The following is a 23,838-nucleotide window of genomic DNA, read 5'->3' as shown; positions in this document are numbered from 1 at the left end:
CTGCCCCCATCATCCGCCGCACGGGCCACGGCCCGCGCGCAATCCCTCCTTCTGGAACGACGACATGAACTCCGCCGCGAATCGCCATCGCCGGCCCGGCTCGTCATGGCCGAACCGGTCGGCCATGCGCCATCGCCATCCGTCGGCCCCGGCCGCAACCTCCGTTGCCGGCACGCGCCGGCCCGCCTGTCACGGCAAGCGGATCCGCCACGCATCGTGCGAACCGCACGGCCGACGCCCTTTCCATTGCCTCGCCAACTGCACGACGCCGAATGAACCGGCTCGCCGGGAGCGCGCATGAAGCACAAACGTCTCTGGTTCGGCGCGGCAGGTGTCGCGGTCGTCGGCCTCGCGGTCGCGATCGGCATCATGTTCCGGCCGTCGATCGCGCCGATCGATCCGCCCGCGCGCGCGTCGTTCGATCCGCAGCTCATTCGCGCAGGCGCGCGCGTCGTCGCGCTCGGCGACTGCGTCGTCTGTCACACCGCGAAGGACGGCAAGCCGTTCGCCGGCGGCCTGCCGCTCGCGACGCCGTTCGGCACGATCTACGCGACCAACATCACGCCGGATGCCGACACGGGCATCGGCCGCTGGTCGCAGGCGGCATTCGCGCGCGCGCTGCGCAGCGGCATCGCCCGCGACGGCCATCCGCTGTACCCGGCCTTTCCGTACATCCATTTCACGCGAATGTCCGACCAGGACATCGCGGCCGCATACGCGTATCTGATGACGCGCGAACCGGTCCAGACGAAGACGCCGGCGAACGACCTGATTTTCCCGCTCAACTTCCGGCCGCTGGTCGCGTTCTGGAACGTGCTGTTCCTGCGCGAGGGCGCGTACCAGCCCGACCCGTCGCAATCCGCGCAATGGAATCGCGGCAAGGCGCTCGTCGACGGCCTCGGGCACTGCGCGTCGTGCCATTCGCCGCTCAATGCGATCGGCGGCGAACAGGCCGGCAAGGCGTTCGACGGCGGCATCGTCGACGGCTGGGAAGCGCCGCCGCTCAATACGCTCGGTCACGCGGTCCGGCCGTGGACGCAGGCGCAACTGGTCACGTACCTGCGCACCGGCCGCGCGAGCGGGCATGGCGCGGCCGCCGGACCGATGCTGCCGGTCACGCGCGATCTCGCGACGGTGCCGGTGGAGGACGTCGAGGCGATCGCCGCGTACATCCTGTCCATCCAGAAGCCGGCCGCCGCCCGTCCGGCAACGGCCGACGCGGGACACGGCCCGACGACGCCCGCCGGACAGCGCGGCGCGGTGCTGTTCCAGGCGTCGTGCGCGCAGTGCCATGGGCCGGCGTCGCCGATGCAGTCGATCGGCGAGCGGCCGACGCTCGCGTTCAGCACGGCGATCGCTGCCGACACGCCGCGCAACGCGATCCAGATGATGTTCAACGGTATCGGCTGGCACGGCGAGGACACGCTGAACTACATGCCGTCCTATATCGACCAGTACGACGACGGGCAGATCGCGGATCTCGCCGCCTATCTCCGCGAAACATATTCCGATCGCGCCGCATGGACCGGCGTCGACACCCTCGCCGCGAAGCTCAGAAAGGAGGACCGCGCGCAATGATCGCCCTCACCGTGAATGGCGTGCGACACACGCTCGACATCGATCCCTCGACACCGCTCCTGTACGCGCTGCGCAACGACCTGCACCTGCACGGCGCGAAGTTCGGCTGCGGCCTCGGGCAATGCGGCGCGTGCACCGTGATCGTCGACGACAAGCCGATGTTCTCGTGCCTGATCCCGGTCGCCGCGCTCGGCGAGCGTCGCGTCAGGACCCTGGAAAGCCTCGGCACCGCCGAGCATCCCGGCAAGCTGCAGCAGGCGTTCATCGATCATCAGGCGGCGCAGTGCGGTTACTGCATCGCGGGCATGATCATGCGCGCGCAGGCGCTGCTCGAACGCAACCCGAAGCCGACCGAACGCGAGCTGCGCACCCACATGGAACCGAACCTGTGCCGTTGCGGCACGCACATGCGGATCCTGGCGGCCGTACGCCAGGTCGCGGGGATGCCGGAGCCGGAACCGTCCGCCGCGCCCGTCATGATCAACAAGGAAATCTGATGAACGCACCCGACGACATCGACGAAGGCCGCCGGCACTTCATGGTTTCCGGCGCGCTCTTCGTCGCGTTCACCCTCGCGCCCGCCGCGCGCGCGCTCGCCGAGGTCGTGATCGCGGACGAAGGCGCCGCCGTCCACGTCGCCAAGGCCACCGAAACGCTGGCCGGCAGCCTGAAGACCAACCCGCTGCTGGACGCGTGGATCAAGATCGCGCCCGACGGCAAGGTCACCGTGTTTACCGGCAAGGTCGAGCTCGGCACCGGCGTGCGCACCGCCTTGCTGCAGGTGGCCGCCGAGGAGCTGAACATGAAGCCCTCGCTGATCACGTTCCTGACCGCCGACACCGGCGCGTCGCCCGACGAAGGCCTGACGGCCGGCAGCCACACGATGGCGGACAGCGGCTCCGCGCTGCTGAACGCCGCCGCGCAGGTTCGCGGTCTGCTGGTCGACGGCGCGGCGAAGCAGTTCGGCGTCGATCCGCGCACGCTGACCGTCGCCGACGCCGTCATCAAGGCGCCGGACGGCCGCACGATGCGCTACGCCGACGCGGTGCGCACCGTCGACCTGCACCGCAACGCCACGCCGACGTCGCCGCTGAAACCGCCGGCCACGTTCGCCGTGATCGGCACGTCGCTGCCGCGCGTGGACATTCCGAACAAGGTCACGGGCGGCGTCAGCTACGTGCAGGACATGACGCTGCCCGGCATGCTGCATGCGCGGGTCGTGATGCCGCCGGTGTACGACGCGAAACTGCTGTCGTTCGACGAAGCCGCGATCCTGAAGATGCCGGGCGTCGTGCGGATCGTGCGCAACGGCAGCATGCTCGCCGTCGTCGCCCAGGGGGAATGGCAAGCAGTGGTCGCGCAGCGCGCGCTGGCCGCCGGTTGTCGCTGGTCCGGCGGCCGAACGCTGCCCGATCGCGAGACGGTCCACGCAGACCTGAAGCGGATCGCGACCCAACGCATCGAGATCGCCAACACGCACGCGCCGAGCGCACCGGCGACGAAGACGCTCTCCGCCACGTTCCTGAAGAACTATCTGCTGCACGGCTCGATCGGGCCATCGTGTTCGGTCGCCCATCTCGAGAACGGCACACTGACCGTGTGGACCCACTCGCAGGGCGTCTATCCGCTGCGCGACGCGCTCGCGGAAATGCTGTCGATGCCGAAGGCGAACGTGCGCTGCATCCACACCGAGGGCTCCGGCTGCTACGGGCACAACGGCGCGGACGACGCGGCCGCGCATGCGGCGCTGATCGCGGCCGCGATGCCCGGCAAGCCGATCCGCGTGCAGTGGATGCGCGAGCAGGAACATACGTGGGACCACTTCACGCCGGCGATGGTCACCGAGCTCAGCGCATCGCTCGATGCGGGCGGCCGCATCGTCGACTGGAACTACGCGCTGTGGAGCAGTTCGCACAACGAGCGCATCGTCAACGCCGGCCGGCTTCTGCCCGCCCGCATGCTCGAGCCGCCGTTCGTGTCCGCGCCGTCGACGCCGATGCTGCAGCCCGAGGGCGGCGGCGATCGCAATGCGATCCCGCTGTATGCGCTGCCGAACATGCACATCGTCAACAACTTCTCGCCGACGATGCCGCTGCAGACTTCCGCGATGCGCTCGCTCGGCGCGCACACGAACGTCTGGGCCATCGAAAGCTTCATGGACGAGCTGGCGCACGCCGCCGGCGTCGATCCGGTCGAATTCCGCCTGCGCCACATGGAGGATCACCGCGCGCGCCAGGTGATCCAGCTCGCCGCGACCAAATTCGGCTGGCCGCGGCCGCCGCGTGCACGCAATCGCGGCGTCGGCTTCGCGTTCGGCAAATACAAGAACCTGATGGGTTACGTCGCGATCGCGGTCGAGGTCACGGTCGTGCCGGAGACGGGCCACGTGACGCTCGACCGTGCGGAAGTCGCCGTCGACGCCGGCCAGATCGTGTCGCCCGACGGCATCCGCAACCAGATCGAGGGCGGCATCGTGCAGGCTGCGAGCTGGACGCTGTACGAGGCGTTGAAATACGATACGCAGCGCATTCGCAGTTTCGACTGGAGCAGCTATCCGATCCTGCGTTTCCCGGCCGCGCCGCAGAGCGTGAAGGTGCACCTGATCAATCGTCCCGGCGCACCGTTTCTCGGCGCGGCCGAGGCGTCGATGGGGCCGACCGCCGGCGCGCTGGCCAATGCGATCTTCGACGCGACCGGGCAGCGCATGCGCGAAATGCCGTTCGCCGGCGATTCGCTCAGGAAACGCATCGACGCATAGCCGCGGATCACAACCGATCGCGCCGGCACGCACCGGCGCCGACAATCGACAGGCTGGAGATTTCTGAACGATGGATACCTTGCTTTCGATGCGCGTGTTCACGCGCATCGTCGAGACGGGCAGCTTCACGCGCGCGTCGGACACGACCGGACTCACGACGCCGCGCGTGTCCGCGCTGCTGAGCACGCTCGAACGGCATCTCGGCTGCCGGCTGCTGAACCGCACGACGCGCCGCATCTCGCTGACCGAGGACGGGCAGGCCTATTACGAACGCTGCGTCGGCGTGCTGCGCGAGATCGACGACATGGAAGCGGCCGTCTCGCAGGCGCGCAACGTGCCGCGCGGCCGCCTGAAGGTGAACCTGCCGCCGGCCATGGCGAAGCAGATCATGGTGCCCGCGCTGCCGGAGTTTCTCGCCGCCAATCCGGGCATCTCGGTCGAACTCGGCGTGACCGACCGGCAGATCGACCTGATCGGCGAAGGCGTCGATTGCGTCGTGCGCATCGGCGCGCTCGACGATTCGGGCATGGTCGCGAAACGGATCGGCAGCCTCACCACCTGCACCTGCGCCGCGCCCGCCTATCTCGAACGATGCGGCGCCCCCGAAACGGTGGACGACCTGGCGCAGCACGTCGCGGTCAGCCACATCTCGGCCGATACGGGCCGGCCGCGTCCGTGGGATTTCGTCGTGGACGGCGAACCGCGCATCGTGCAGATGTGCGGCACGGTCGCGGTGAACGACGCCGACACCTACATCGAATGCGGCCTCGCGGGGATCGGCCTGATCAAGACGTCGCTGTACCTGGTCGAGCCATACCTGAAATCGGGGCGTCTGCGCGAGGTGCTGACCGATTTCAACCCGCCGCCCCGGCCGATCTCGATCCTGTATCCGCCCAACCGGCAACCGCCGGTCAAGCTCAAGCTCTTCGTCGACTGGCTCGCGGGCCTGTTCGCGGAAATTCCGACGCTGCAGGGCAAGCGCGGCTGACAGCGACACCCTCGTCGCGCGCCGCATGAATCAAATGATTTAAAGCGGCGTTTCAGGACAATTCAGTCCGCGCGATCCAGACTGGTTTCATGGGCTTCGCGAGCCGCGATATCCGCGCCGGAGGCTCGCTTCACGCTCGTGCCGACGCTGCCGCGCGGCGCCCGCGCATGATTTCACGCGCGATCCGCCCCCTTTGCGCGCCACGCAATGCTCGATTGCGCAGCAGGCGTATTCCCTTGTTATCGATCGATCAATAATCTTGACGGCAATGCGGCGGCTGTCGTTTCGCCGCATCGACAATCGCAACGCCCGCCCGAAGAACGGGCTCCCGACATCTCTTTCAAGGAGTCGATCATGTCAGCAGAATCCACCCCGCTCGCTGCCCACGGGCACGCGACCAAGCTCACGCAGGGCCTCATCCTGCTGTTCGCGTTCAGTTGCGGCGCGATCGTCGCGAACCTGTACTACGCGCAGCCGATCACCGAACTCATCGCGCCCAGCCTGCACATGTCCGGCGAAACCGCGAGCCTCATCGTGTCGCTGACGCAGATCGGCTACGCATTCGGCCTGTTCTTCATCGTGCCGCTCGGCGACCTGCTCGAGAACCGCAAGCTGATGATCACGACCGCCGTCGTGTCGATCGCGAGCCTCGCGGCCGCGGCGATGGTGCATACGCCCGGGCCGTTCCTCGCGATCTCGCTGCTGATCGGCTTCAGCTCGGTCGCCGTGCAGATCCTCGTGCCGCTCGCCGCGCACCTGGCGCCCGATCATTCGCGCGGCCGCGTGGTCGGCACGATCATGAGCGGGCTGCTGCTCGGCATCCTGCTCGCGCGTCCGCTGTCGAGCGTGGTGGCCGACGCGTTCGGCTGGCGCTTCGTGTTCGCGGCCGCTGCCGTGCTGATGACGCTCGTGACGGCCGTGCTCGCGCTGACGATCCCGTCGCGCCAGCCCGATCATCGCGCGACCTATTTCGAACTGATCGGCTCGCTGCTGCATCTCGTGCGCACGATGCCGGTGCTGCGCCATCGCGCGTTCTACCAGGGCCTGATGTTCGCGTCGTTCAGCCTGTTCTGGACCGCCGTGCCGGTCGAGCTCACGCGTCACTACGGCCTGTCGCAATCGGCCATCGGCCTGTTCGCGCTGGTCGGCGCGATCGGCGCGACGTCGGCGCCCGTCGCCGGCCGCCTCGCGGATGCCGGCCACACGGTGCGGGCCACGCTGATCGCACTGGTCGCAGGCGCGTTGTCGTATGCGGTCGCGCTGGTCCACGGCGCCGGGCTGTACGGCCTCGTCGTCACCGGCATCGTGCTCGACTTCGCGGTGCAGATGAACATGGTGCTCGGCCAGCGCGAGATCTATGCGCTGCATGCGGCGAGCCGCAACCGCCTGAACGCGCTGTACATGACGAGCATCTTCGTCGGCGGCGCCATCGGCTCCGCGCTCGCCAGCCCGCTGTACGAGCATGGCGGCTGGCCGCTCGTCGCCGCCGTCGCCGGCGTGTTCCCGATCGTCGCGCTCGCCCACTACCTCGTGATCGGGCGGCCGCACGCGGAACGCCACGCACAGGCCTGAACCGGCGCCGGCACCGGTTCGCGCGCGAATGCCGCTCGGGCTTCTCGCGCAACGGAACGCTGCCGGCGCGTCATCTCCGACTTCCCGCAGGGCCAGCCGCCGCACCGGCCGCAGCCGGACGATTCGCGGCGGCGCCCTGCTCCACGCACAAGGAATCCATCATGTCCACCTTGCTCAGCCACTACGATCTGCGCGGCCTGCCGCTTCCCAACCGTATCGTGATGGGCCCGATGACGCGTTCTCGCGCGCCGTCGCGCGGCCAGCCGACCGCGCTCATGACCGAGTACTACGCCCAGCGCGCGTCCGCCGGCCTGATCGTCACCGAAGCGACCAACGTCAGCCCGGCCTCCGTGGCATTCGAACTCACGCCGGGGCTCGTCACCGACGAGCAGGCGGCCGGCTGGAAGCAGGTCACCGACGCGGTCCATGCCAACGGCGGTCGCATCTTCGCGCAGCTGTGGCACGGCGGCCGGGTCAGTTCGCTGACGCTGCTCGGCGGCGCGGCGCCGCTGTCGCCGTCCGGCGTCAACGACGATCTCGAACAGTTGCAGGTGTGGGCGCAGTTGCAGAACGGCTACTACACGAAGATTCATGCGACGCCGTCGCGCGCGATGACGACCGACGAGGTCGCCGCGACGGTCGAGGAATTCCGCCAGGCGGCGCTTCGGGCGAAGGCGGCCGGCTTCGACGGTGTCGAGATTCACGCGGCCAACGGCTACCTGCCGCACCAGTTCCTGTCGTCGACGCTGAACCGCCGCGACGACCGCTACGGCGGCTCGCTCGCGAACCGCGCGCGCTTCCTCGAGGAAATCGTCGACGCCGTCGGCGGCGTGCTGCCGCTCGATCGCGTGGGCGTGCGCATCTCGCCGTACGCGAAGTACAACAACGTGCGCGACGCGGATCCGGATGCGACCTACGCCTACGTCGGGCGCATGCTCGACGAAGCCGGCGTCGCCTACGTGCACGCGGCGGACACCAACGGCTGGAGCGGCGAGCCCGACCTGCCGCGCATCATCGCCAACACGCGCGACGCGTACCGCGGCACGCTGATCGTCAACGGCGGCATCGCGCCGGACGCCGCGAATGCGCTGATCGACGCGGGCGATGCCGATCTCGTCGCGTTCGCGCGCGCATACATCGCGAACCCCGACCTCGTCGAGCGGATCGCAGCGAATGCGCCGCTCGCCGCGCCGAAGACGGTCGGCTGGTACGGCGGCGACCGCGCGGGATACGTCGACTACGCGCGTCACGACGCGGCGGGCCTGACCGCCTGACCGTCAGCGCATGGCACCGGCGGCAGCCCCCGCTGCCGCCGCGACCGGCCAGAACGTCAGGATCGCGAAGAATGCGCTCAGGTGTCCTGCCAGCGGGAACCGAGCACACGGCCGCAGAAATTCGGCCGGCGAAAATCCGGATCGGCCCGATCGAGCACATCCGCGCTCCACGTGCCGAAGGTCGACGCCGGCCGATGCGCGACACCGCGCGCGAGCGCATCGAGGAACGCATCGCCGAATCCTTCGCCGCGCGGATACGCGGCGAGCAGCGCGCGGCGCTCGTCCGCCGAATACGCGTCGAAGCCGGTCGCCATCAGGTCGGTCGACACGGCGAACGCCAGCGCACGCGCGAGCGGCGACATGCGCGCGGCCACGCCGGGCGTCGTATGGAGCGCGATCGCGCACCACACCTCGTCGCGCAGCTGCTGCGAAATCTGGTGGCGCGACAGGAACGCCTGCGCGGCATCGGCGCTGTCGATCTCGTAGCGTTCGGTCGAGCGGGAGTAGGCCGGGCTCAAGCCCATGTTCGCGTACATCGCGGCCACGTACAGCGCATCGGCATCGAGCGTCTCGCCGGCACGGCGCGCGGCGAGCGACGCGAGGACGAACACCCGGCATGCATGATCGGCGATCACGCGCGGCAGCGACGCGCATGCGGCCTCGACGGCTTCGATCGTCATCGGCGTCCGGGGAATGCGAACGCCGGCAACTTCGTCGTCGGCCCGTGCACACGTGTGCGCAGCACTCATCTCGTCTCCTTCTGCCCGTTGCCGGGGCACAAAATTATCCATTCGCTGCGCGGTACGCACCGGCACCGCCATTCCGCCCGCCGACCCATGTCGTCCTAAAAGGCGGCACCGTGGCAGACCAATCCTTCGCACTGCTCGACGACCTCCCGCGCGGCCGCCTGCAGGCGCTGCGCGAAACGGCCCGCATGACCGCGCGCGGCGCGCGCATCCGGGTGGCCGTCGGCCGCCGCGCGCTTCGGCATCGCGGCCGTCCAGCCACGCCGCGCGAAGCCGCCGAACTCGACCACCGGCGACCACGCGGGGCTGACCGGCAGCGGCGGCGGCGCCAGCGTTTCGAACTCGTCGTCGGCGTGCACGACCTTGCCGTCGACGACCGTCAGCACCGACGCCAGCGACTTGATCTGCGACTCGTCGATCGTGAAATAGTCGTCCGTCAGCACCGCGAAATCCGCATACTGGCCCGGCACGAGCGCGCCCTTGCGATCGTCTTCGTTCGAGAACCACGCGCTGCCCACCGTGTAGCGGCGCAGCGCCTCCATGCGGCTGAGCCGGTTGCATTCGGGATAGAGCGCCGTACCGCCCACGGTGCGCCCGGACACCATCCAGTACAGCGACAGGAACGGGTTGTAGCTCGCGATGCGCGTCGCATCGGTGCCCGCGCCGACCGGCAGCCCGGCCGCCAGCATCGCGCGGATCGGCGGCGTGCGCGCGGCCGCTTCCGCGCCGTAGCGCGCGATGAAATACTCGCCCTGGTACGCCATCCGGTGCTGAACGGTCACGCCTCCGCCCAGCGCGGCGATGCGCGCGATGTTCGCATCCGAGATCGTCTCGCAGTGGTCGAGGAACCAGCGCAGTCCGTCGAACGGCACCTCGCGGTGCACGGCTTCGAGCACGTTCAGGAAACGGCCGATCGATTCGTCGTACGTCGCATGCAGCCGGAACGGCCAGCGGTGCCGCACCAGCAGCCGCACCACGGCGGCCAGTTCCGTCTCGAGCGCTTCCGGCAGATCGGGGCGCGGCTCGAGAAAATTGCCGAAATCGGCCGCGGAATACACGAGCAGTTCGCCCGCGCCGTTCATGCGCAGGAACGCGTCGCCGTCGCCGGGTTTCGCCAGCGTTACCCACTGCGCGTAGTCGTCGATCTCGCTCCCGGCGTGCTGCACGAACAGGCTGTACGCGATGCGCACCGTCATTTCACCGCGCTGCGCGAGCGCCATGATCGCGCCGTAGTCGTCCGGATAGGACTGGAAATCGCCGCCGGCGTCGATCGCGCTCGTCACGCCGAGGCGATTCAATTCGCGCATGAACTGCCGCATCGAATTCATCTGCTCGTCGTGGTCCAGCTTCGGGCCGCGCTCGAGCGCCGCGTGCAGGACGCCCATGTCCGGGCGCGCGATCAGCATGCCGGTCGGCCTGCCGAGGCGATCGCGCTGGATCTCGCCGCCGGGCGGATCGCCCGTGTCGCGGCCGTAGCCGATCGCACGCAGCGCGGCCGCGTTCAGCAGCGCGCTGTCACCGAGGTGCAGGATGAAGACCGGCGTGTCGGGCGCGATCGCGTTGAGCTCGGCCACCGTCGGCCCGCGCTTTTCCGCGAACTGGAATTCGGTCCAGCCGCCGACCACGCGCACCCAGTGCGGCGCCGGCGTGCGCAGCACCTGGCGACGCAGCATGCACAGCGCGTCGGCCAGCGTCGGCACGCCGTCCCAGCGCAGTTCCAGGTTGAAGTTCAGGCCGCCGCGAATCGCGTGCAGGTGCGAATCGTTCAGCCCCGGGATCACGGTGCGGCCGTTCAGGTCGATGCGCAGCGTGCCGTCGCGCGCATGGCGCATCACGTCGTGCCCGCTGCCCGTTGCGAGAATCCGGCCGTCCTTGACCGCGAGCGCGGTCACGAACGACTGCCGCGCGTCCTGCGTCGCGATCTTGCCGTTGTATACGATGAGGTCCGCCGCTTCGGCGGATGCCGTCGTCTCGAGCACCGTCAGGCCCCCCCGTGTGCGCCGAAAGCCGGCATGCGGCCGCACGCGGCGTGCATCCGGTTTGACGATCCACCGACCATCCCTTCCTCCTTGAACATTGAACGATCGGCCCGCGCGCCGTCACGCCGCCGACTGCATCGCATCCGCCGCCTCGCGTCGCGCGCGCGTCGAGCTGGTCGACGCGTTGGTCTCCTGGCGAACGAAGTTCTGCAGACGCGCCAGCCGCCGGACGTCGAACGCGCGCGACTGCGGGTCGATCTGCCCCGACAGGTCGGCCACCAGCGACGATGCCTGCGCGATGCGCCCGCGCTCGATCAGGTGATCGGCCAGGTCCAGCGTGCCGCGCAGCGCCCACATCGCGGCGCCTTGCGCGTTCGCCGTCTGGATCGCCGTCAACAGATGATGCTGCCCGTCCGCTTCGCACGCGGCCGCGCGATCCGGATCGGCGGCGCGGGCCTGTTCGAGCGTCGCCAGCCCGCGCGCGCGCAGCAGTTCGGGCACGAACAGATGCTCGCCGTGCGCGCGGCAGCGCGCGAGCGTCGCGTCGAGCTTGGTGCATGCGTCGGCCGCGCGGCCGGTGCGCGTCAGCCCTTCCGCGTAGGCGACGACCAGCGGCGCGAGCAGCCGCCGGAACCCGCTCGCTTCGATGCGCCGCAGCGCGGGCTCGAGCCGCGCGAGGCCGGCGCCCGGATGGCCTGCCTGCATGTCGAACCGCCCAGCGAGACATTCGGCATGGTTGCGCCAGATGTCGAAGCCGTTCGCGTCGGCGGTCGCGCGCAGCGTCGCGAGATAGTCGGAGATCGCATCGTGATCGCCGTAGCGCAACGCAATCGGCACGGCCGCGGCACCGAGCACGACGCACAACGCCAGCCCCGAGCCGCTGCGGCGCGCGCGTTCGACCGCCTGCGCCGACAGCCGCATCGCGTAATCCGGATCGCCCTGGATCCAGACGAGCCGCATCAGCATCGTCCGGCCGAGCGTCGCGACGTCGATGCCCAGCGCGGCTTCGGCGCACGGCGGTTCACCGGCGTCGGCCAGCTCGGCCGTCGCCGCCTCGAGCCGCTCGCGCGCCTGCGCATGCTCGCCGAAGTAATGCAGCGAGGTCGCGACCATCGCACTCGCCAGCAGCCGTTGCGACGGGTCGCCCCGCCGCTGCGCGGCCCGCTCGAAGCGCGTCGCATAGCGCAGCGATTCATGAATGTCGGCGCGCGTCAGCATGGTGTTCCACAGCCCGACCAGCGCGCGTGCGTCGAACGCGTCGTCGCCGATCCGGCCCGCGAGACCGAGCGTCCTGTCCCACATCGCGGCGGCCGTATGCGTGTCGCCGTCGGTATGCAGCAGTGCAGCCGCATAGGCCGCGCGCAGGCGCATCTCGCGCGCGGCGTCGACGGCCTCCGGCGCGCCGGCGTCGAGCGCGTCGAGTGCGCGTCGCGCGGGTAGCGAACATTCGCGCATGCGCGCCGGCTCGAGCAACGCCTGCGCCAGCCCGTCGATTTCCGCGGCCTGCGGCCCGGCCGCCGCGCGTTCGCGAAGCGGCGCCACGTCCGCGTCGGGACGCAGGTCCGCGGCGTGCGCGGGCTGTGCCTGGGCCAGTATTCGCGCTTCCGCCTGCTCGTGTTCGTAACGCGCATGACGTGCGGCGACCGCGTCGAATTCGCCTTCGTTGTGCAGTTTCTCGAGCGCGTACGCGCGGGTCGATTCGGTCAGCCGGTAGCGCGCCTGCGCACCGTTGAATTCGACGGCGACCAGCGACTTCGCAACCAGCTCGCCGAGCAGCGCGACCATCTCGGCGGCCGGCATGCCCGGGTCCATCGCGACGTCGCGCGCGGCATCGAACGTAAACGGACCGATGAAGCAGGCCATGCGGCGAAACAGCGACCGGGCGGCTGCATCCAGCAGCACGTAGCTCCAGTCGAACGTGGCCCGCAACGTCTGGTGGCGCGGCAAGGCCGACCGCAGCCCGCCCGTCAGCAGGTTCAGCCTGTCGTCGAGACGCGCCGCGACGACCTCGAGCCCGAGCGTCGCGACGCGCGCGGCCGCAAGCTCGATGGCGAGCGGCAACCCGTCGAGGCGCCGGCAGATATCGCCGATCAACCTGAGGCCAGCCGCATCGACCGCGCAATCGGGTGTGGCAGCGCGAATCCGCGCCAGAAACAGCTCGACGGCGGAATGGCGCACGATCTCGTCGACGGATGCGCGCCCGTCCGGCACCGCCAGCGGGCTCACGCGAAACACGGCTTCGACCGAAATATGAAGCGGCTCGCGACTCGTCACGAGCACGCGCAGCGCCGCGCTGTGCGACGTCAGCGTTTCGACCAGGTCGGCCACCAGATCGACGACGTGCTCCGCGTTGTCGAGCACGAGCAGGCCCCGCGACGCGGCGAATGCATCGCCGATCCGCTCGATGGCAGGCACGCCGGCCGCGTCGAGCCCGAGTTCGGCGGCAATCGCGCGCAGCACGTCGTCGCGCGTCGTCGCACACGCCAGTTCGACGAACAGCACGCGCTCACCCGAACGCGCGCGCAATTCATGCGCGACGCGCGCGGCGAGGCTCGTCTTGCCGATGCCGCCCGCGCCGACGAGCGTGACGACCGGCACCCGTTCGAGCATGTCGACGATCTGCCCGATCTCGGTTTGACGCCCGACGAGCGGCACCGGATGGGATGTTGCTTCGGTATCGTGCGCCACCTCGGGCGCGGGCGGCGCCACGGTGTGCGCGACCGGCGGATGCGCGATCAGCAGGTAGCCTCGGCCCGGCACGGTCTTGATCAGGTCGCGGTTCGGGCCCAGCGCCTTGCGCAGCGTCGCGACGTGCACCTGCAGCCGGTTCTCCTCGACGATCAGGCCCGGCCATACCGCGTCCATGATGTCGTCCTTCGACACGAGGGATCCGTTCGCGCGATGCAGTACTTCCAGTATGTCGAGCGCGCGCGCGCCAATCCGCAGCGACGCGCCGTGATGGCGAATGTCGCGCTGCTCGAAATCCACCGACAAATTCCCGATCTGGATCATGGCCGCCTCCAGGTTCCCCACGATGACCGCCATGTGAACGCACGGTTCACCGGGGCGGAAGCCCGCACCGGGCCTGCGCGGCACGCGGGGCACGAAATGTCAAAAAGTGGGCCGAGTCTAAACGCCGCATAAAGAAAAATCTTGAATGAAAATGCACTCGCGCCCGCCGCGACGGCACGCGGCGGACACGCGGGCGGCGAGAACCCGAATGGGGCAGTATCATTCGGCCCGCTGTCTCCGCAGGCCGTTCGCGCGACGGCGAAATCGTTCGCGTGCTGGCACAATGAACCGGCCCGGCCGGCGCATTTTTCATCAGCAAGCGGACATTTATTCAAGTTACAGTGGGCCTGTCGGGCGCGCCGTATAAACTGCGCGCAAGAATGCTCGCGCGCCGTACCCCTCGAAGGACGCTCCATCATGTCAGATGCCCTCGTCGCGCCCGCCGCGGCGCCACCGAAAGACACGCTCGGATGCATGTCGAGCCTGCTTTCCAAGGATATTGAAAGGTCGGCCGGCGGCCTGACGCTCCATCGCAAATGCATGCGCGACGAACAATTCGAGCGCATCGAGATGGCCGCCAGCGATCGCGGCTTCCTGATCGGCGTATCGCTGAACGGCGGGCATCGGCGCACGATCTATGGCGGCACGGGCAAATCCGAGCGACGGTTTGAGCACAACTCCATCTACATTCGCGACTTTTCCCGGAATTTCCGCGCCGACCTGTACGGCAAGTTCGACTTCATGCTGATCGAGCTGTCGCACAGCTACCTCGGCCATCTCGGCCGCGAGCACGACGGCACCGAAATCGCCGGCCTGACCTGCGCGCCCGACGTGCAGGACGCGGTGCTCGGCCACCTCGCGCACGCGGTCGCCGACAGCCTCGACGTGCCGGGTGCGCTGAACACGCTGTTCGTCGAGCAGATGGGCGTCGCGATCGGCACGCATCTCGCGTGCCAGTACGGCAGTGCGCATGCGCGCGACCTGCAGCGCAAGGGCCTGCTGTCGCCGGCCAAGACGGCGCTCGCCAAGGAACTGCTGATGGAGAAGGCGAACCTCGGCGTATCGATCGAGGAGGTCGCGAACGAATGCGATCTGTCGCGCGGATATTTCATCCGCGCGTTCTCGCGCACGACAGGGCGCACGCCGCATCAATGGCTGCTGGAGCAGCGCGTGATGCGCGCCCGCGAGCTGATCGAGACGACCGACATGACGCTCGCGGAAATCGCGGCCGCGTGCGGCTTCGCCGACCAGAGTCACCTGAACCGCCTCTTCGCGCGCATCGTCGGCCATCCGCCCGGCGCATGGCGGCGCGGCATGTCGCGCTGACGCTGTCGCGGGCATCGTCCCGTCATCGCAACGGCGTCGCGTCGTAGTTGACGGGCACCCAATCGTACCGCGCCCCGTCCCTGCGCAAGTGTCCGAGCCCGGGAAACGCAATGTGCGCGGCGCCGACCAGATAGCGCCGGTCGGCCACGCGCTTGAACACGTCGCGCCGCGTGCGGCGGGCTTCGCCGGCATCGCTGTCGTACTGGACGGTCGCGTCGAGATCCCGCAACTGGATCGCCGCAACGTGCACGATGTCTCCCCACGCGAGCAGCCCGGCATCACCGCTCTCGATCAGATAGGCCGTATGGCCCGGCGTGTGGCCGGGCATCGGCACCGCGCGAATGCCCGGGGCGAGCGTCGCTTCGCCGCGAAACGTCCTGAAGCGGCCGGCGGCGACATAAGGTGCGACCGACGCGGCCGCCGCGTCGAAAAACGATGCCAGGAACGCCGGCGCCTGCGCCTTGTTGTCCGGGGCGAGCCAGTAATTCGCCTCGATCTCGTTCACCCGGACGACCGCGTTCGGGAAGGTCATCCTGCCGTCCGACACGATGCCGCCGACATGATCCTTGTGCAGGTGCGTGAGCAGCACCTCGTCGATCTGCTCCGGCGCGTAGCCTGCCGCGCGCAGATTGTCGAGCAGCTTGCCGCAGCAGTCGCCGTACAGCACGCCGGCGCCCGTATCGACGAGAATCCGCTTCGATCCCGTGTCGACCAGGAACGCGTTGATCGACCCCTGTACCGGCGGCTCGAGAAACTCGCGATCGAGATCGCGTCGGACTTCATCCTTCGACACGTCGCGGAACACCGTATCGACCGGAAACGGATGGGTGCCGTCGGACAGCGCGACGATCTGCAGGTCGCCGAGCTTCTGCCGGTAGAAGCCGGGCGGCTGGCTGCCGCCGCCCGGCCCGGCGGCAAACGCGCCCGAGGCGAGAAGGCCGACGCACCATGCGGCGAGCAGCATGGCGCCGGAGCGCAACGCGCGCATGCGCCGGTTCAGTGTGTTCATGTCCGAGTTCCACGGTTGCGTGTCGACGTCGCGCGGCGCCTGCCGCTCCAGCAGACGAAATGCGCGCAACATGGAGCGTACCGTTCGGTTTCGCAATAATCCTGAGCCGAATATGAAACGTTCTGAAAATCGACGCGCCGCGGCTGCGGGCCGGATTCATGCGACCGGATGATGCGCGCGGTGCGCGGCGAGCAACGCATCGCGAAACACGGCGGCCGGCTGCGCGCCGCTGACGACCGTGGATCCGATCCGCGTCGACGGCACCGACGCGACGCCCGCGCGCACCGCATCGGCCTCGAGCGCGATCACCGCGTCGAGCCCTTCGTCAGAGGCGAGGAACGCCCGCACCGCGTCGCCGGCCAGACCGGCACCCGCCGCAAGCTCCACCAGCACGTTCGCATCGCCGATGTCGCGGCCGTCGCGGAAGTACGCGGCGAACAGCGCATCGACGAGCGCGGCCGCGCCGCCGCGCTGCTGCGCGAACCAGACGAGCCGGTGCGCGAGCCGGGTGTTCGGCGTGCGCGCGATCCGCGCATGATCGAACACGAGGCCCGCCGCGCGGCCGGCGTCGGCCACCTGCGCGTCGAGTGCCTGGGAGCGCGCCCAGCTGCCGAACTTCGCGCTGCGGTACGCCTTGCGGTCCATGCCCGCGGCCGGCATCGTCGGGTTCAGTTCGAACGGCGCGAACCGGACCTTCACGTCGCCAGCGAGCCCGGCTTCGTCGATCGCCTCCGCGAGCCTGCGCTCGGCGATCCAGCACCACGGGCAGATGAGGTCGTAGGTGATCGTGACTTCGACGAAATTCATTGCGCTCTCCTGTTGATTGCAGTCTCGAAGATAGCGCTTGCCGGCCGGCGATAGAATGCGAGCGGCACGCAACGCATCGTTGCGGCATGCACAAAGGCAACGACATGGACAAATTCTCCGCGCTGCGCGCGTTCGTGGAAGTAGCGGAAGCCGGCGGCTTCTCGAGCGCGGGGCGGCGTCTCGATCTCGCGGCCTCGTCGGTGGTGCGCGCGGTGGATGCGCTTGAGGCATCGCTCGGCACCGTGCTGCTGAACCGCACGACGCGCCAGGTCACGCTGTCCGATGCCGGCTCCGTGTATTACGCGCGGGCCAAGCGGCTGCTGGAGGAACTCGCGGAAGCCGACGCGCTCGTCTCCGATCGCGGCGACGAGCCGTCCGGACCGCTGCGCGTGTCGGTGCCCGTCGCGTACGGCGTGCGTCGCATCGCGCCGCACATCGGGGCCTTCCTCGCGCGCTACCCGAAGCTCGACCTCGACCTGCAGCTCACCGACGAACGCGTCGATCTCGTCGCCGGCCGGATCGACGTCGCGATCCGGCTCGGCGAGGCGGCGCCGTCCGCGGAGGTCGTCGCGCGGCAGCTCGGCACCTTCCAGCGCTTCGTCGTCGCGAGCCACGACTACCTCGATGCGCACGGTGCGCCGGGTAGCCCGGCCGAACTGGTCGACCATCAGTGCCTGCGCTTTCACTTCGGCGGCGACCAGCAGGCGTGGTCGTTCGCCGATGCGCACGGCACGACGAAAGTGCTGGTCGCCGGACGGCTGAAGTCGAACCACAGCGAAGTGTTGCGCGATGCCGCGCTCGACGGCGCCGGCATCGCGCTGCTGCCCGACTGGCTGGTCGACGGCGACGTCCAGTCGGGCCGTCTGCGCAGGCTGTTCGAAGCGTACGACGTCATGCCCGACGCGGCGCGCTCGGTCGTCACCGCGCTGTATCTGCCGAATCAGCGCGGCTCGAAGCGCGTCACGGCGTTCATCGACTTCATCGAGACGCTCGCCGGCGCGCAGCACTGAGCCGCGCGCCGCGCCGCGTCACCAGCCGAACTTCGCCTCCACGCCGACATAGTCGGCGTTGCGCGCGCCCAGCGCGCGAATCGAATCGGCGAGCTGGAAATGCACCGCCTCGACCGCCAGCGCCGTGTTCGCATTGACGAGCCAATCCACGCGGGCCTGCGCGTACATGCCGGTCCACGCGCCGCCCTTGCCGGCCGTGCCGGGCACAGCCTGCATCCCTTGCCCGTAGATCGCGTCGGCCGTCGTCGCGCGCCACTGGAAACCGACCGCGGTCAGCACCGTCACGTTGCCGGCCGGCTTGAACGTCAGCGACGGCTTCACATGAATCAGGTTGCTGTAGCCCGTGTAGCCGGCCAGCGTGAAGTAATAGCCGTTCGGGAACAGCGGATTGAAGGTGCCCATGCGTCCGTCGCCGGGATGCTTGTCGCCCGACGCGCCGTCGACCTGGATGCCGATGCGCGGCGTGCCCGGCGTCTTCGCGAATGTGTAGCCGCCCAGCGCGCCGAACGCCCATGCACCGATCGTGTCCTGGCCGATGTGCCCGGTCTGCAGCATCGCTTCGGCGTCCCAATCGAACCCGGAAGACTTGCCCGCGTAGCGCATGTCGAACACGTCGCGCCGCTCGGTGCCGGCCCCCGCGATGTAGCGCGCGTTGTCGCGCGTATAGCGCGACCAGTAGCCCGACAATTCGCCCGGCCCCACCGCGTTGTGCTCGATCCGCACGCCGTCGAATCTGAGGTGCCGGTTCGACACGTCGTCGAACACCGCGTCGTTGCGATACTGCACGGGGCGCGTCACATAGCCGATCAGCCGCCAGTTGCCGATTTCATAATCCGCCCACAGCGCGTCGAACGCCTGGCGCACGTTGGGCCCGTCGCGCACCGACACGAACCGCTGCAAGTCGTACGCCATTTCCTGCCGGCCGACGCGCGCCTTGAACGTGCCGCCACCCAGCTGGTCGACATACGCGACGAACGCCTGCTCGATGTCGAGCTGATCCTTGTCGACCGGGCCGACCGTGTCCTTGCCGTACGGCCGCGCATCGACGAACTGGACGAACGCCTGGAAATGCCCGGCATAGCGCAGATCCGCGTGCACCGTCGCGCGCTGGATCACGTAGTTGTCGTCGTGGGCGGCGCCGAGCCCGAACAGCGGCGCGTTGTTCAGCTCGAAGCGCTCGCGCAGGTTCGCGCCGAGCGACAGGTAAGTCGACGGGTCGCCGCCCAGCGGGATGTACTTCAGCCCGTCGAGCGGCTTGCGCGGCACGCACGGATTCGCGAGCACCGACCAGTCTTCCTGCCAGCGGTTGAACAGCACCGCGGGACGCTTCGCGGTGCACGTCGCGGCGGCGGTCGAGGCCGGCGCCGCGGTTTCCTCGGCGCCGGCCGCCGTCCCGGCGTACGTCGCGACGCCGCCCGCCAGCACGGCGGCCGGCAACACGCCCCGCCACGTCCGCCTCATCGACCGCCGTTCCATCACTTCGACCGCGCGTGGATCTCGGCGACGTAGCCGCCCGGGAACTGCACGAGCGCCGCATCGCGCCCGTCCGACGTGAAGGTCGGCACCAGCACCGTCACGCCGGCGGCCTTCGCCTTCTCCAGCGTGGCAGCAAGGTCCGCCACTTCGTAGCCCGTCATCTCGCGCCCGAACGGATAAGGCAGATGGCCGTCGGTGGCCAGCACGGTCATCTTGCCGAAGCCCGACTCGATGCGGATGCGGCGGTACGTGTCGTTCGGCCGGCCGATCTCGATGCCCGGCGCCTTGCGCACGTCGGACACGACCTTGCCGCGCGAGAACGCGACGAAGTCGTGCACCAGCTTGCTCGCGCTTTCCGGCGACACGTACACGCGGTTTTCCGGCACGGTCTGCAGCGGATCGTAGTGCGGCGCCTGGGTGTGCCAGTACAGCTGCATGTTCACGCCGCCCGGCCAGCGGATGATCGCATCGCGGCCGATCGGATCGGGGAACGTGTCGACGACCACGTCCGCGCCGTGCGCGCGCGCCGACTTCATCGCGACGTCCATGTCGGTGACGAGATAGCCGGTGCGCTCCTCGCAGAACGGGTACGGGATCGGCGTCTTGAAGCCGAACACCGAGATCGTGCCGGACGGCGTGAACACGAGCTGCGACATCGTCTGGCTCGGCGTCGGCGTGACCTGGAACACGCCCTGCTGCGACTTCTTGCCGCCGAACGTGGCGACGAAGCTGTCGGTGAAGCGGTCGAAGTCTTCCGGCGCGACGCACACGTGCGTCGTGTCGTATTGCGGGCCGACCGAGACGGCCGGCACCTTCGCCGACGAGGTCTCGAGCAGACGCGTCTCGTCGGCGTGGGCCGGCGCGGTCGCCAGCAATGCGCCGAGCACGGCCGTCGACGCGGCCGTCATCCGCAATACCTGTCGCAACTTCAGTGCAATCATCGAAATTCTCCTTGAAAGTGGCAAGCGCTGCCGTGCGGCGCGCGTGGATTCAGCGTGATGCCGGCCCGTCGTCGGGCCGGCCGGATCGATAGGCGAGGAAGCACAAGGTCGCGAGCGGCAGCGCCAGCGCCCAGAAGGCGGCGAATACGTACGCCGCGGCCCCCGCGCCCGCGCCGATCGCGAAGGCCGCGACCGGCGGCAGCGTGCGCCGCAGCCGCACGCGCGCGGCGTCGCGTTCGGCCGGCGCGGCAAGCGGCACGAGCCAGTCGAACGCGTCGATCACCGCCTGCGTGACGTTGCCCGTCATCACCGTGTTGGCGACGACCGAGCGGGCCGTCAGCCGGCCGTGCGCGTTCTGGACACCCATTGCCGCGGCGCCGAGCAGACCGCACAGGATCGTGCGCGGCGCATCGGCGTCGGCGATCGGCGACGCCATCACGCCGGCCAGCATGAACCCGGCCAGCAGCACGGCCTGAAGCGCATAGAGCGAACGCGCGCGCGGGCCGTGGCCCAGCGAACGCATCCGGTGGTCGAGCACGCGCGCGCCGACGATACCGGCGATGAAGGCCGGAAACGCGAGCCATTTGATCGCGAGCCCTTGCCCGACGCCGGCCAGCCCCGAGCCGATCAGGATGAAGTTGCCGGTGACGTGCGCGGTAAACAGGCCGAACAGCGCGACGAAGCCGAGCGTGTCGACGTAGCCGGCGATCGACGCGAGAAACACGTCCTCGCCGCGCACGTGATCGGGCGCCGCGGCCGCGGTTACCGTCGGCATGACACGGCCTCCTGGATGGCGACGGTGGCGCCGGCGCACGCGATGCGTGCGTCCGGCGAGATCAGATCACGCATGTTCCGCTCCGGTTGTGCCGAACGGCCCGGCGGTGCCGACTGGCGTCCGGTCCAAACGGCTGTTCGGAAGCAAGACTAGTTAAGGCGCGTCTTAATGTCATGGCGATGGGCCTGAATTTTCCTGAATAGGCCGCCCGGACGCCCGGTCGGATGGCGCGCTCGACGCGACGCGAGGCGCGTGCGCGACGGGTCCCGCATCGCGTCGACAGGCACGCCGCGAGCGGTCCTCGCGGTCCGATCGTGTTATTTTTCGATCGATAGCTTAAGCGCACACGCGATCAGGAGCCGATGCATGACCGAAAGAAAACGCAGCACGCCAGCCCGCGAGCGCGGGACGGACGCCGAAGGCAACGCCGTCACGCCGGGCCGGCGCCTCGCGCCGGAAGCGCGGGAGCGGCAGATCGTCGAAAAGGCGATCGAGCACTTCGCGACGCACGGCTTTTCCGGCAGCACGCGCGAGCTCGCGCGGCAGATCGGCGTCACCCAGCCGCTGCTGTACCGGTATTTCCCGAGCAAGGAAGCGCTGATCGATCGCGTGTACGACGAGGTCTACACGTGGAGCCCCGACTGGGAAAAAATGATCGCGGATCGCACGGTCCCGCTGCAGGAGCGGCTCGTCGCGTTCTACCGCGCGTACGCGCAAACCATCCTGCGGCGCGAATGGATCCGCACCTTCATCTTCGCGGGGCTCAGCCGCGAGGGCTTCAACACGCGCTATCTGTCGCGGCTGCGCGAACGCGTGTTCCTGCCGGTGCTGCGCGAGCTGCGCCACGAATACGACATCGCCACGCCGGCGACGGAGGCCCAGCGCAACGCGGAAATCGAGCTCGTCTGGAGCCTGCACGCGAGCATCTTCTATTTCGGCGTTCGCAAGTGGGTCTACGGGCTGCCGGTGCCCGACGATCTCGACACCGAAATCGAACGGCTGGTCGACGCGTTTCTCCACGGCACGCCCGCTACGCTGAAGCAACTCGCGTCCGGTGCGAGCGCGCGGCGCCGCCGCCGCGTGTAGCGCGGCCCCGCGCGCCGCCCGACGAATTCAGAACAATTCATCCGGCGTGCCGGTCGCCGCGCCTATCCTCGAAAGGCATTTGCGCCCGCGTCCGGGCGCGTGCGGGCCGAACCGCATGGTGACCGTCACCTGACCAACGACACGCATTCGATCGCTCATCGCACCGTCACCGTCACTGCGAACGGTTTCCGCCAGCACGACGTCGACGCCGGCAGCGGGCCGGTCGTCGGCCAAGACAAGCGCAACATGGCGCGCGAAGAACAGCCGGCGCGTGTGAATGCGTGGCCGGTGTGTTTCCTGAAGCATCGGGAAGGTTGAGTCGCCGCGCGCGACAAATCATCGGGGGAAGGGAATCATGAGCGACGTTTCGGGCCCGTCGGCGATCGTCATCGGCGGATCGGTGGGCGGGCTGTTCACGGCGACCGCGCTGCGCGCGGACGGATGGCGCGTCAAGGTATTCGAGCAATCGCCGAACGACCTCGACAGCCGCGGCGGCGGCATCGTGCTGCAGCCGCCGATCGAGCGCGCGTTCGCATTCGGCGGCGTGCCGGTGCCGCGCGATGCAAGCGTCGATTCGGTCGACCGGATCTATCTCGACGAGCACGACCGGATCGTGCAGCGCCTTTACATGCCGCAAACGCAGACCGCGTGGAACGTGATCTACACCGCGCTGAAGCGCGCGCTGCCCGCCGGCGTCGTGCACGCCGGCGTATCGTTCGAGCGGTTCGAACAGGACGGCGCGCGCGTGATCGCGCATTTCACGGATGGCCGCGTCGAGCATGCCGACCTGCTGGTCGGCGCGGACGGCGGCCGCTCGGCCGTGCGCGCCCAGCTACTGCCCGACGCGCGGCCCGCGTATGCGGGCTACGTCGCGTGGCGCGGGCTCGTCGACGAGCACACGCTTCCCGACACGGTGCTGCGGGTGCTGCGCGATCGGTTCACGTTCCAGCAAGGCAACGCGCATCTGTTCCTGACTTACCTGGTGCCCGGCCGCGACGGCGCGATCGAGCCGGGCAAGCGGCGCGTGAACTGGGTCTGGTACCGGTGGCTCGAGCAGGATCGCGTGCCGTCGCTGTTTCTCGCGCAGGACGGCACGCAACGCGACGGCTCGCTGCCGCCCGGCGCGATGCGCGACGACAACCGCCTCGAACTCGTGGACGCCGGCCGCCGGTTGCTCGCGCCGACGCTCACCGGGCTCGTCGACGCGACCCAGGCACCGTTCGCGCAGGCGATCCTCGATCTCGCGGTCGAGCGCATGGCGTTCGGCCGCGCGGTGCTGCTCGGCGACGCGGCCTGCCTCGTGCGACCGCATACGGCCGCCGGGGTCGCGAAGGCGGCGAAGAACGCGGTCGGTCTTGCAGAAGCGCTGCGCGGCGGCGTGCGCGCGAGCGCATTCGACGCCGCGCTGTCGCGCTGGGAAGCCGCCCAGCTCGCGACCAATGCTTCGCTGTCCGAACTCGGCATCTCGCTCGGCACGCGGATCATGGGACGGGTGTGATCG

The 23,838-nt window shown here is 69.2% G+C and carries 19 protein-coding genes; 10 read left to right on the top strand and 9 right to left on the bottom strand.

Features of this window, described 5'->3' with window-relative positions; genetic code table 11:
• The first annotated feature begins 297 nt into the window (after window positions 1-297).
• From WS87_RS33315 to WS87_RS33290, 6 genes are all read left to right on the top strand, one after another.
• On the top strand, window positions 298-1,578 hold the full coding sequence (locus tag WS87_RS33315) for a cytochrome c (protein ID WP_059819757.1): 1,281 nt from the start codon (window positions 298-300) through the stop codon (window positions 1,576-1,578).
• Window positions 1,575-2,075 (top strand): (2Fe-2S)-binding protein, encoded by a 501-nt coding sequence (locus tag WS87_RS33310; protein ID WP_059690258.1) that lies wholly within the window; start codon window positions 1,575-1,577, stop codon window positions 2,073-2,075. The genes WS87_RS33315 and WS87_RS33310 overlap by 4 nt, the downstream gene beginning before the upstream one ends.
• On the top strand, window positions 2,075-4,336 hold the full coding sequence (locus WS87_RS33305) for a xanthine dehydrogenase family protein molybdopterin-binding subunit (protein WP_059819758.1): 2,262 nt from the start codon (window positions 2,075-2,077) through the stop codon (window positions 4,334-4,336). Before WS87_RS33310 ends, WS87_RS33305 begins: the two co-directional genes overlap by 1 nt.
• Window positions 4,337-4,406: 70 nt before the next feature.
• Window positions 4,407-5,324, top strand: a complete 918-nt coding sequence (locus WS87_RS33300; RefSeq protein WP_059819759.1) for a LysR family transcriptional regulator — start codon at window positions 4,407-4,409, stop codon at window positions 5,322-5,324.
• 354 nt (window positions 5,325-5,678) lie between these two features.
• On the top strand, window positions 5,679-6,896 hold the full coding sequence (locus WS87_RS33295) for an MFS transporter (RefSeq protein WP_059534411.1): 1,218 nt from the start codon (window positions 5,679-5,681) through the stop codon (window positions 6,894-6,896).
• A 161-nt stretch (window positions 6,897-7,057) separates the two neighbouring features.
• The gene (locus WS87_RS33290) at window positions 7,058-8,170 is read left to right on the top strand and encodes an alkene reductase (RefSeq protein ID WP_059819760.1); all 1,113 of its coding nucleotides are present in this window, start codon (window positions 7,058-7,060) and stop codon (window positions 8,168-8,170) included.
• Window positions 8,171-8,247: 77 nt separating this feature from the next.
• On the opposite strand, the gene WS87_RS33285 is transcribed toward WS87_RS33290, so the two are convergent.
• The 3 genes from WS87_RS33285 to WS87_RS33275 form a co-directional block, all read right to left on the bottom strand.
• A complete protein-coding gene (locus WS87_RS33285; protein ID WP_059819761.1) occupies window positions 8,248-8,919 on the bottom strand; it encodes a hypothetical protein in 672 nt (223 codons plus the stop codon).
• 95 nt (window positions 8,920-9,014) lie between these two features.
• Window positions 9,015-10,895, bottom strand: a complete 1,881-nt coding sequence (locus WS87_RS33280) for an amidohydrolase (protein ID WP_059698928.1) — start codon at window positions 10,893-10,895, stop codon at window positions 9,015-9,017.
• 120 nt (window positions 10,896-11,015) lie between these two features.
• Window positions 11,016-13,907 carry an ATP-binding protein gene (locus WS87_RS33275; protein ID WP_059819787.1) on the bottom strand — a complete coding sequence of 964 codons (2,892 nt, stop codon included), beginning with the start codon at window positions 13,905-13,907 and terminating at the stop codon, window positions 11,016-11,018.
• Window positions 13,908-14,324: 417 nt separating this feature from the next.
• Here WS87_RS33275 and WS87_RS33270 point away from each other — a divergent pair, with 417 nt between their 5' ends.
• Window positions 14,325-15,233, top strand: coding sequence for a helix-turn-helix domain-containing protein (locus tag WS87_RS33270; protein WP_059819762.1), 909 nt, complete (start codon window positions 14,325-14,327; stop codon window positions 15,231-15,233).
• A 22-nt stretch (window positions 15,234-15,255) separates the two neighbouring features.
• Here WS87_RS33270 and WS87_RS33265 read toward each other — a convergent pair whose 3' ends face one another.
• Both WS87_RS33265 and WS87_RS33260 read right to left on the bottom strand, forming a co-directional pair.
• Window positions 15,256-16,197, bottom strand: coding sequence for an MBL fold metallo-hydrolase (locus tag WS87_RS33265; RefSeq protein WP_107938258.1), 942 nt, complete (start codon window positions 16,195-16,197; stop codon window positions 15,256-15,258).
• Window positions 16,198-16,398: 201 nt separating this feature from the next.
• Entirely contained in the window at window positions 16,399-17,049 is a 651-nt protein-coding gene (locus WS87_RS33260; RefSeq protein ID WP_059819763.1) for a DsbA family oxidoreductase, read from the bottom strand.
• Window positions 17,050-17,153: 104 nt separating this feature from the next.
• On the opposite strand from WS87_RS33260, the gene WS87_RS33255 reads away from it, so the two are divergent.
• A complete protein-coding gene (locus tag WS87_RS33255) occupies window positions 17,154-18,059 on the top strand; it encodes a LysR family transcriptional regulator (RefSeq protein WP_059819789.1) in 906 nt (301 codons plus the stop codon).
• 18 nt (window positions 18,060-18,077) lie between these two features.
• Here WS87_RS33255 and WS87_RS33250 read toward each other — a convergent pair whose 3' ends face one another.
• Genes WS87_RS33250 through WS87_RS33240 form a run of 3 tightly spaced genes read right to left on the bottom strand, consistent with a single transcriptional unit; the run spans window position 18,078 to window position 21,251 of the window.
• On the bottom strand, window positions 18,078-19,520 hold the full coding sequence (locus WS87_RS33250) for an alginate export family protein (protein ID WP_059819790.1): 1,443 nt from the start codon (window positions 19,518-19,520) through the stop codon (window positions 18,078-18,080).
• A 14-nt stretch (window positions 19,521-19,534) separates the two neighbouring features.
• On the bottom strand, window positions 19,535-20,476 hold the full coding sequence (locus WS87_RS33245; RefSeq protein ID WP_059534424.1) for a hypothetical protein: 942 nt from the start codon (window positions 20,474-20,476) through the stop codon (window positions 19,535-19,537).
• A gap of 49 nt (window positions 20,477-20,525) precedes the next feature.
• Window positions 20,526-21,251, bottom strand: coding sequence for a YoaK family protein (locus WS87_RS33240; RefSeq protein ID WP_059534426.1), 726 nt, complete (start codon window positions 21,249-21,251; stop codon window positions 20,526-20,528).
• Window positions 21,252-21,617: 366 nt separating this feature from the next.
• On the opposite strand from WS87_RS33240, the gene WS87_RS33235 reads away from it, so the two are divergent.
• Window positions 21,618-22,337, top strand: coding sequence for a TetR/AcrR family transcriptional regulator (locus WS87_RS33235; protein ID WP_059690265.1), 720 nt, complete (start codon window positions 21,618-21,620; stop codon window positions 22,335-22,337).
• A gap of 27 nt (window positions 22,338-22,364) precedes the next feature.
• Here WS87_RS33235 and WS87_RS33880 read toward each other — a convergent pair whose 3' ends face one another.
• Window positions 22,365-22,643, bottom strand: coding sequence for a hypothetical protein (locus WS87_RS33880; RefSeq protein WP_159085748.1), 279 nt, complete (start codon window positions 22,641-22,643; stop codon window positions 22,365-22,367).
• 49 nt (window positions 22,644-22,692) lie between these two features.
• On the opposite strand from WS87_RS33880, the gene WS87_RS33225 reads away from it, so the two are divergent.
• Complete coding sequence (locus tag WS87_RS33225; RefSeq protein ID WP_059819765.1) at window positions 22,693-23,835, top strand: FAD binding domain-containing protein; 1,143 nt, start codon at window positions 22,693-22,695, stop codon at window positions 23,833-23,835.
• Window positions 23,836-23,838: the final 3 nt, after the last annotated feature.

Source organism: Burkholderia sp. MSMB0856 (assembly GCF_001524645.2).
Classification (GTDB): domain Bacteria; phylum Pseudomonadota; class Gammaproteobacteria; order Burkholderiales; family Burkholderiaceae; genus Burkholderia; species Burkholderia diffusa.
This window is presented reverse-complemented; position numbering and strand designations above follow the sequence as displayed.

Excerpts from the sequence above, each read along its gene's own strand:
- WS87_RS33315 (WP_059819757.1), top strand. The coding sequence starts at position 298 with ATGAAGCACAAACGTCTCTGGTTCGGCGCGGCAGGTGTCGCGGTCGTC.
- WS87_RS33310 (WP_059690258.1), top strand. The coding sequence starts at position 1,575 with ATGATCGCCCTCACCGTGAATGGCGTGCGACACACGCTCGACATCGAT.
- WS87_RS33305 (WP_059819758.1), top strand. The coding sequence starts at position 2,075 with ATGAACGCACCCGACGACATCGACGAAGGCCGCCGGCACTTCATGGTT.
- WS87_RS33300 (WP_059819759.1), top strand. The coding sequence starts at position 4,407 with ATGGATACCTTGCTTTCGATGCGCGTGTTCACGCGCATCGTCGAGACG.
- WS87_RS33295 (WP_059534411.1), top strand. The coding sequence starts at position 5,679 with ATGTCAGCAGAATCCACCCCGCTCGCTGCCCACGGGCACGCGACCAAG.
- WS87_RS33290 (WP_059819760.1), top strand. The coding sequence starts at position 7,058 with ATGTCCACCTTGCTCAGCCACTACGATCTGCGCGGCCTGCCGCTTCCC.
- WS87_RS33285 (WP_059819761.1), bottom strand. The coding sequence starts at position 8,919 with ATGAGTGCTGCGCACACGTGTGCACGGGCCGACGACGAAGTTGCCGGC.
- WS87_RS33275 (WP_059819787.1), bottom strand. The coding sequence starts at position 13,907 with ATGATCCAGATCGGGAATTTGTCGGTGGATTTCGAGCAGCGCGACATT.
- WS87_RS33270 (WP_059819762.1), top strand. The coding sequence starts at position 14,325 with ATGTCAGATGCCCTCGTCGCGCCCGCCGCGGCGCCACCGAAAGACACG.
- WS87_RS33265 (WP_107938258.1), bottom strand. The coding sequence starts at position 16,197 with ATGCTGCTCGCCGCATGGTGCGTCGGCCTTCTCGCCTCGGGCGCGTTT.
- WS87_RS33260 (WP_059819763.1), bottom strand. The coding sequence starts at position 17,049 with ATGAATTTCGTCGAAGTCACGATCACCTACGACCTCATCTGCCCGTGG.
- WS87_RS33255 (WP_059819789.1), top strand. The coding sequence starts at position 17,154 with ATGGACAAATTCTCCGCGCTGCGCGCGTTCGTGGAAGTAGCGGAAGCC.
- WS87_RS33250 (WP_059819790.1), bottom strand. The coding sequence starts at position 19,520 with ATGAGGCGGACGTGGCGGGGCGTGTTGCCGGCCGCCGTGCTGGCGGGC.
- WS87_RS33245 (WP_059534424.1), bottom strand. The coding sequence starts at position 20,476 with ATGATTGCACTGAAGTTGCGACAGGTATTGCGGATGACGGCCGCGTCG.
- WS87_RS33240 (WP_059534426.1), bottom strand. The coding sequence starts at position 21,251 with ATGCCGACGGTAACCGCGGCCGCGGCGCCCGATCACGTGCGCGGCGAG.
- WS87_RS33235 (WP_059690265.1), top strand. The coding sequence starts at position 21,618 with ATGACCGAAAGAAAACGCAGCACGCCAGCCCGCGAGCGCGGGACGGAC.
- WS87_RS33880 (WP_159085748.1), bottom strand. The coding sequence starts at position 22,643 with ATGCTTCAGGAAACACACCGGCCACGCATTCACACGCGCCGGCTGTTC.
- WS87_RS33225 (WP_059819765.1), top strand. The coding sequence starts at position 22,693 with ATGAGCGACGTTTCGGGCCCGTCGGCGATCGTCATCGGCGGATCGGTG.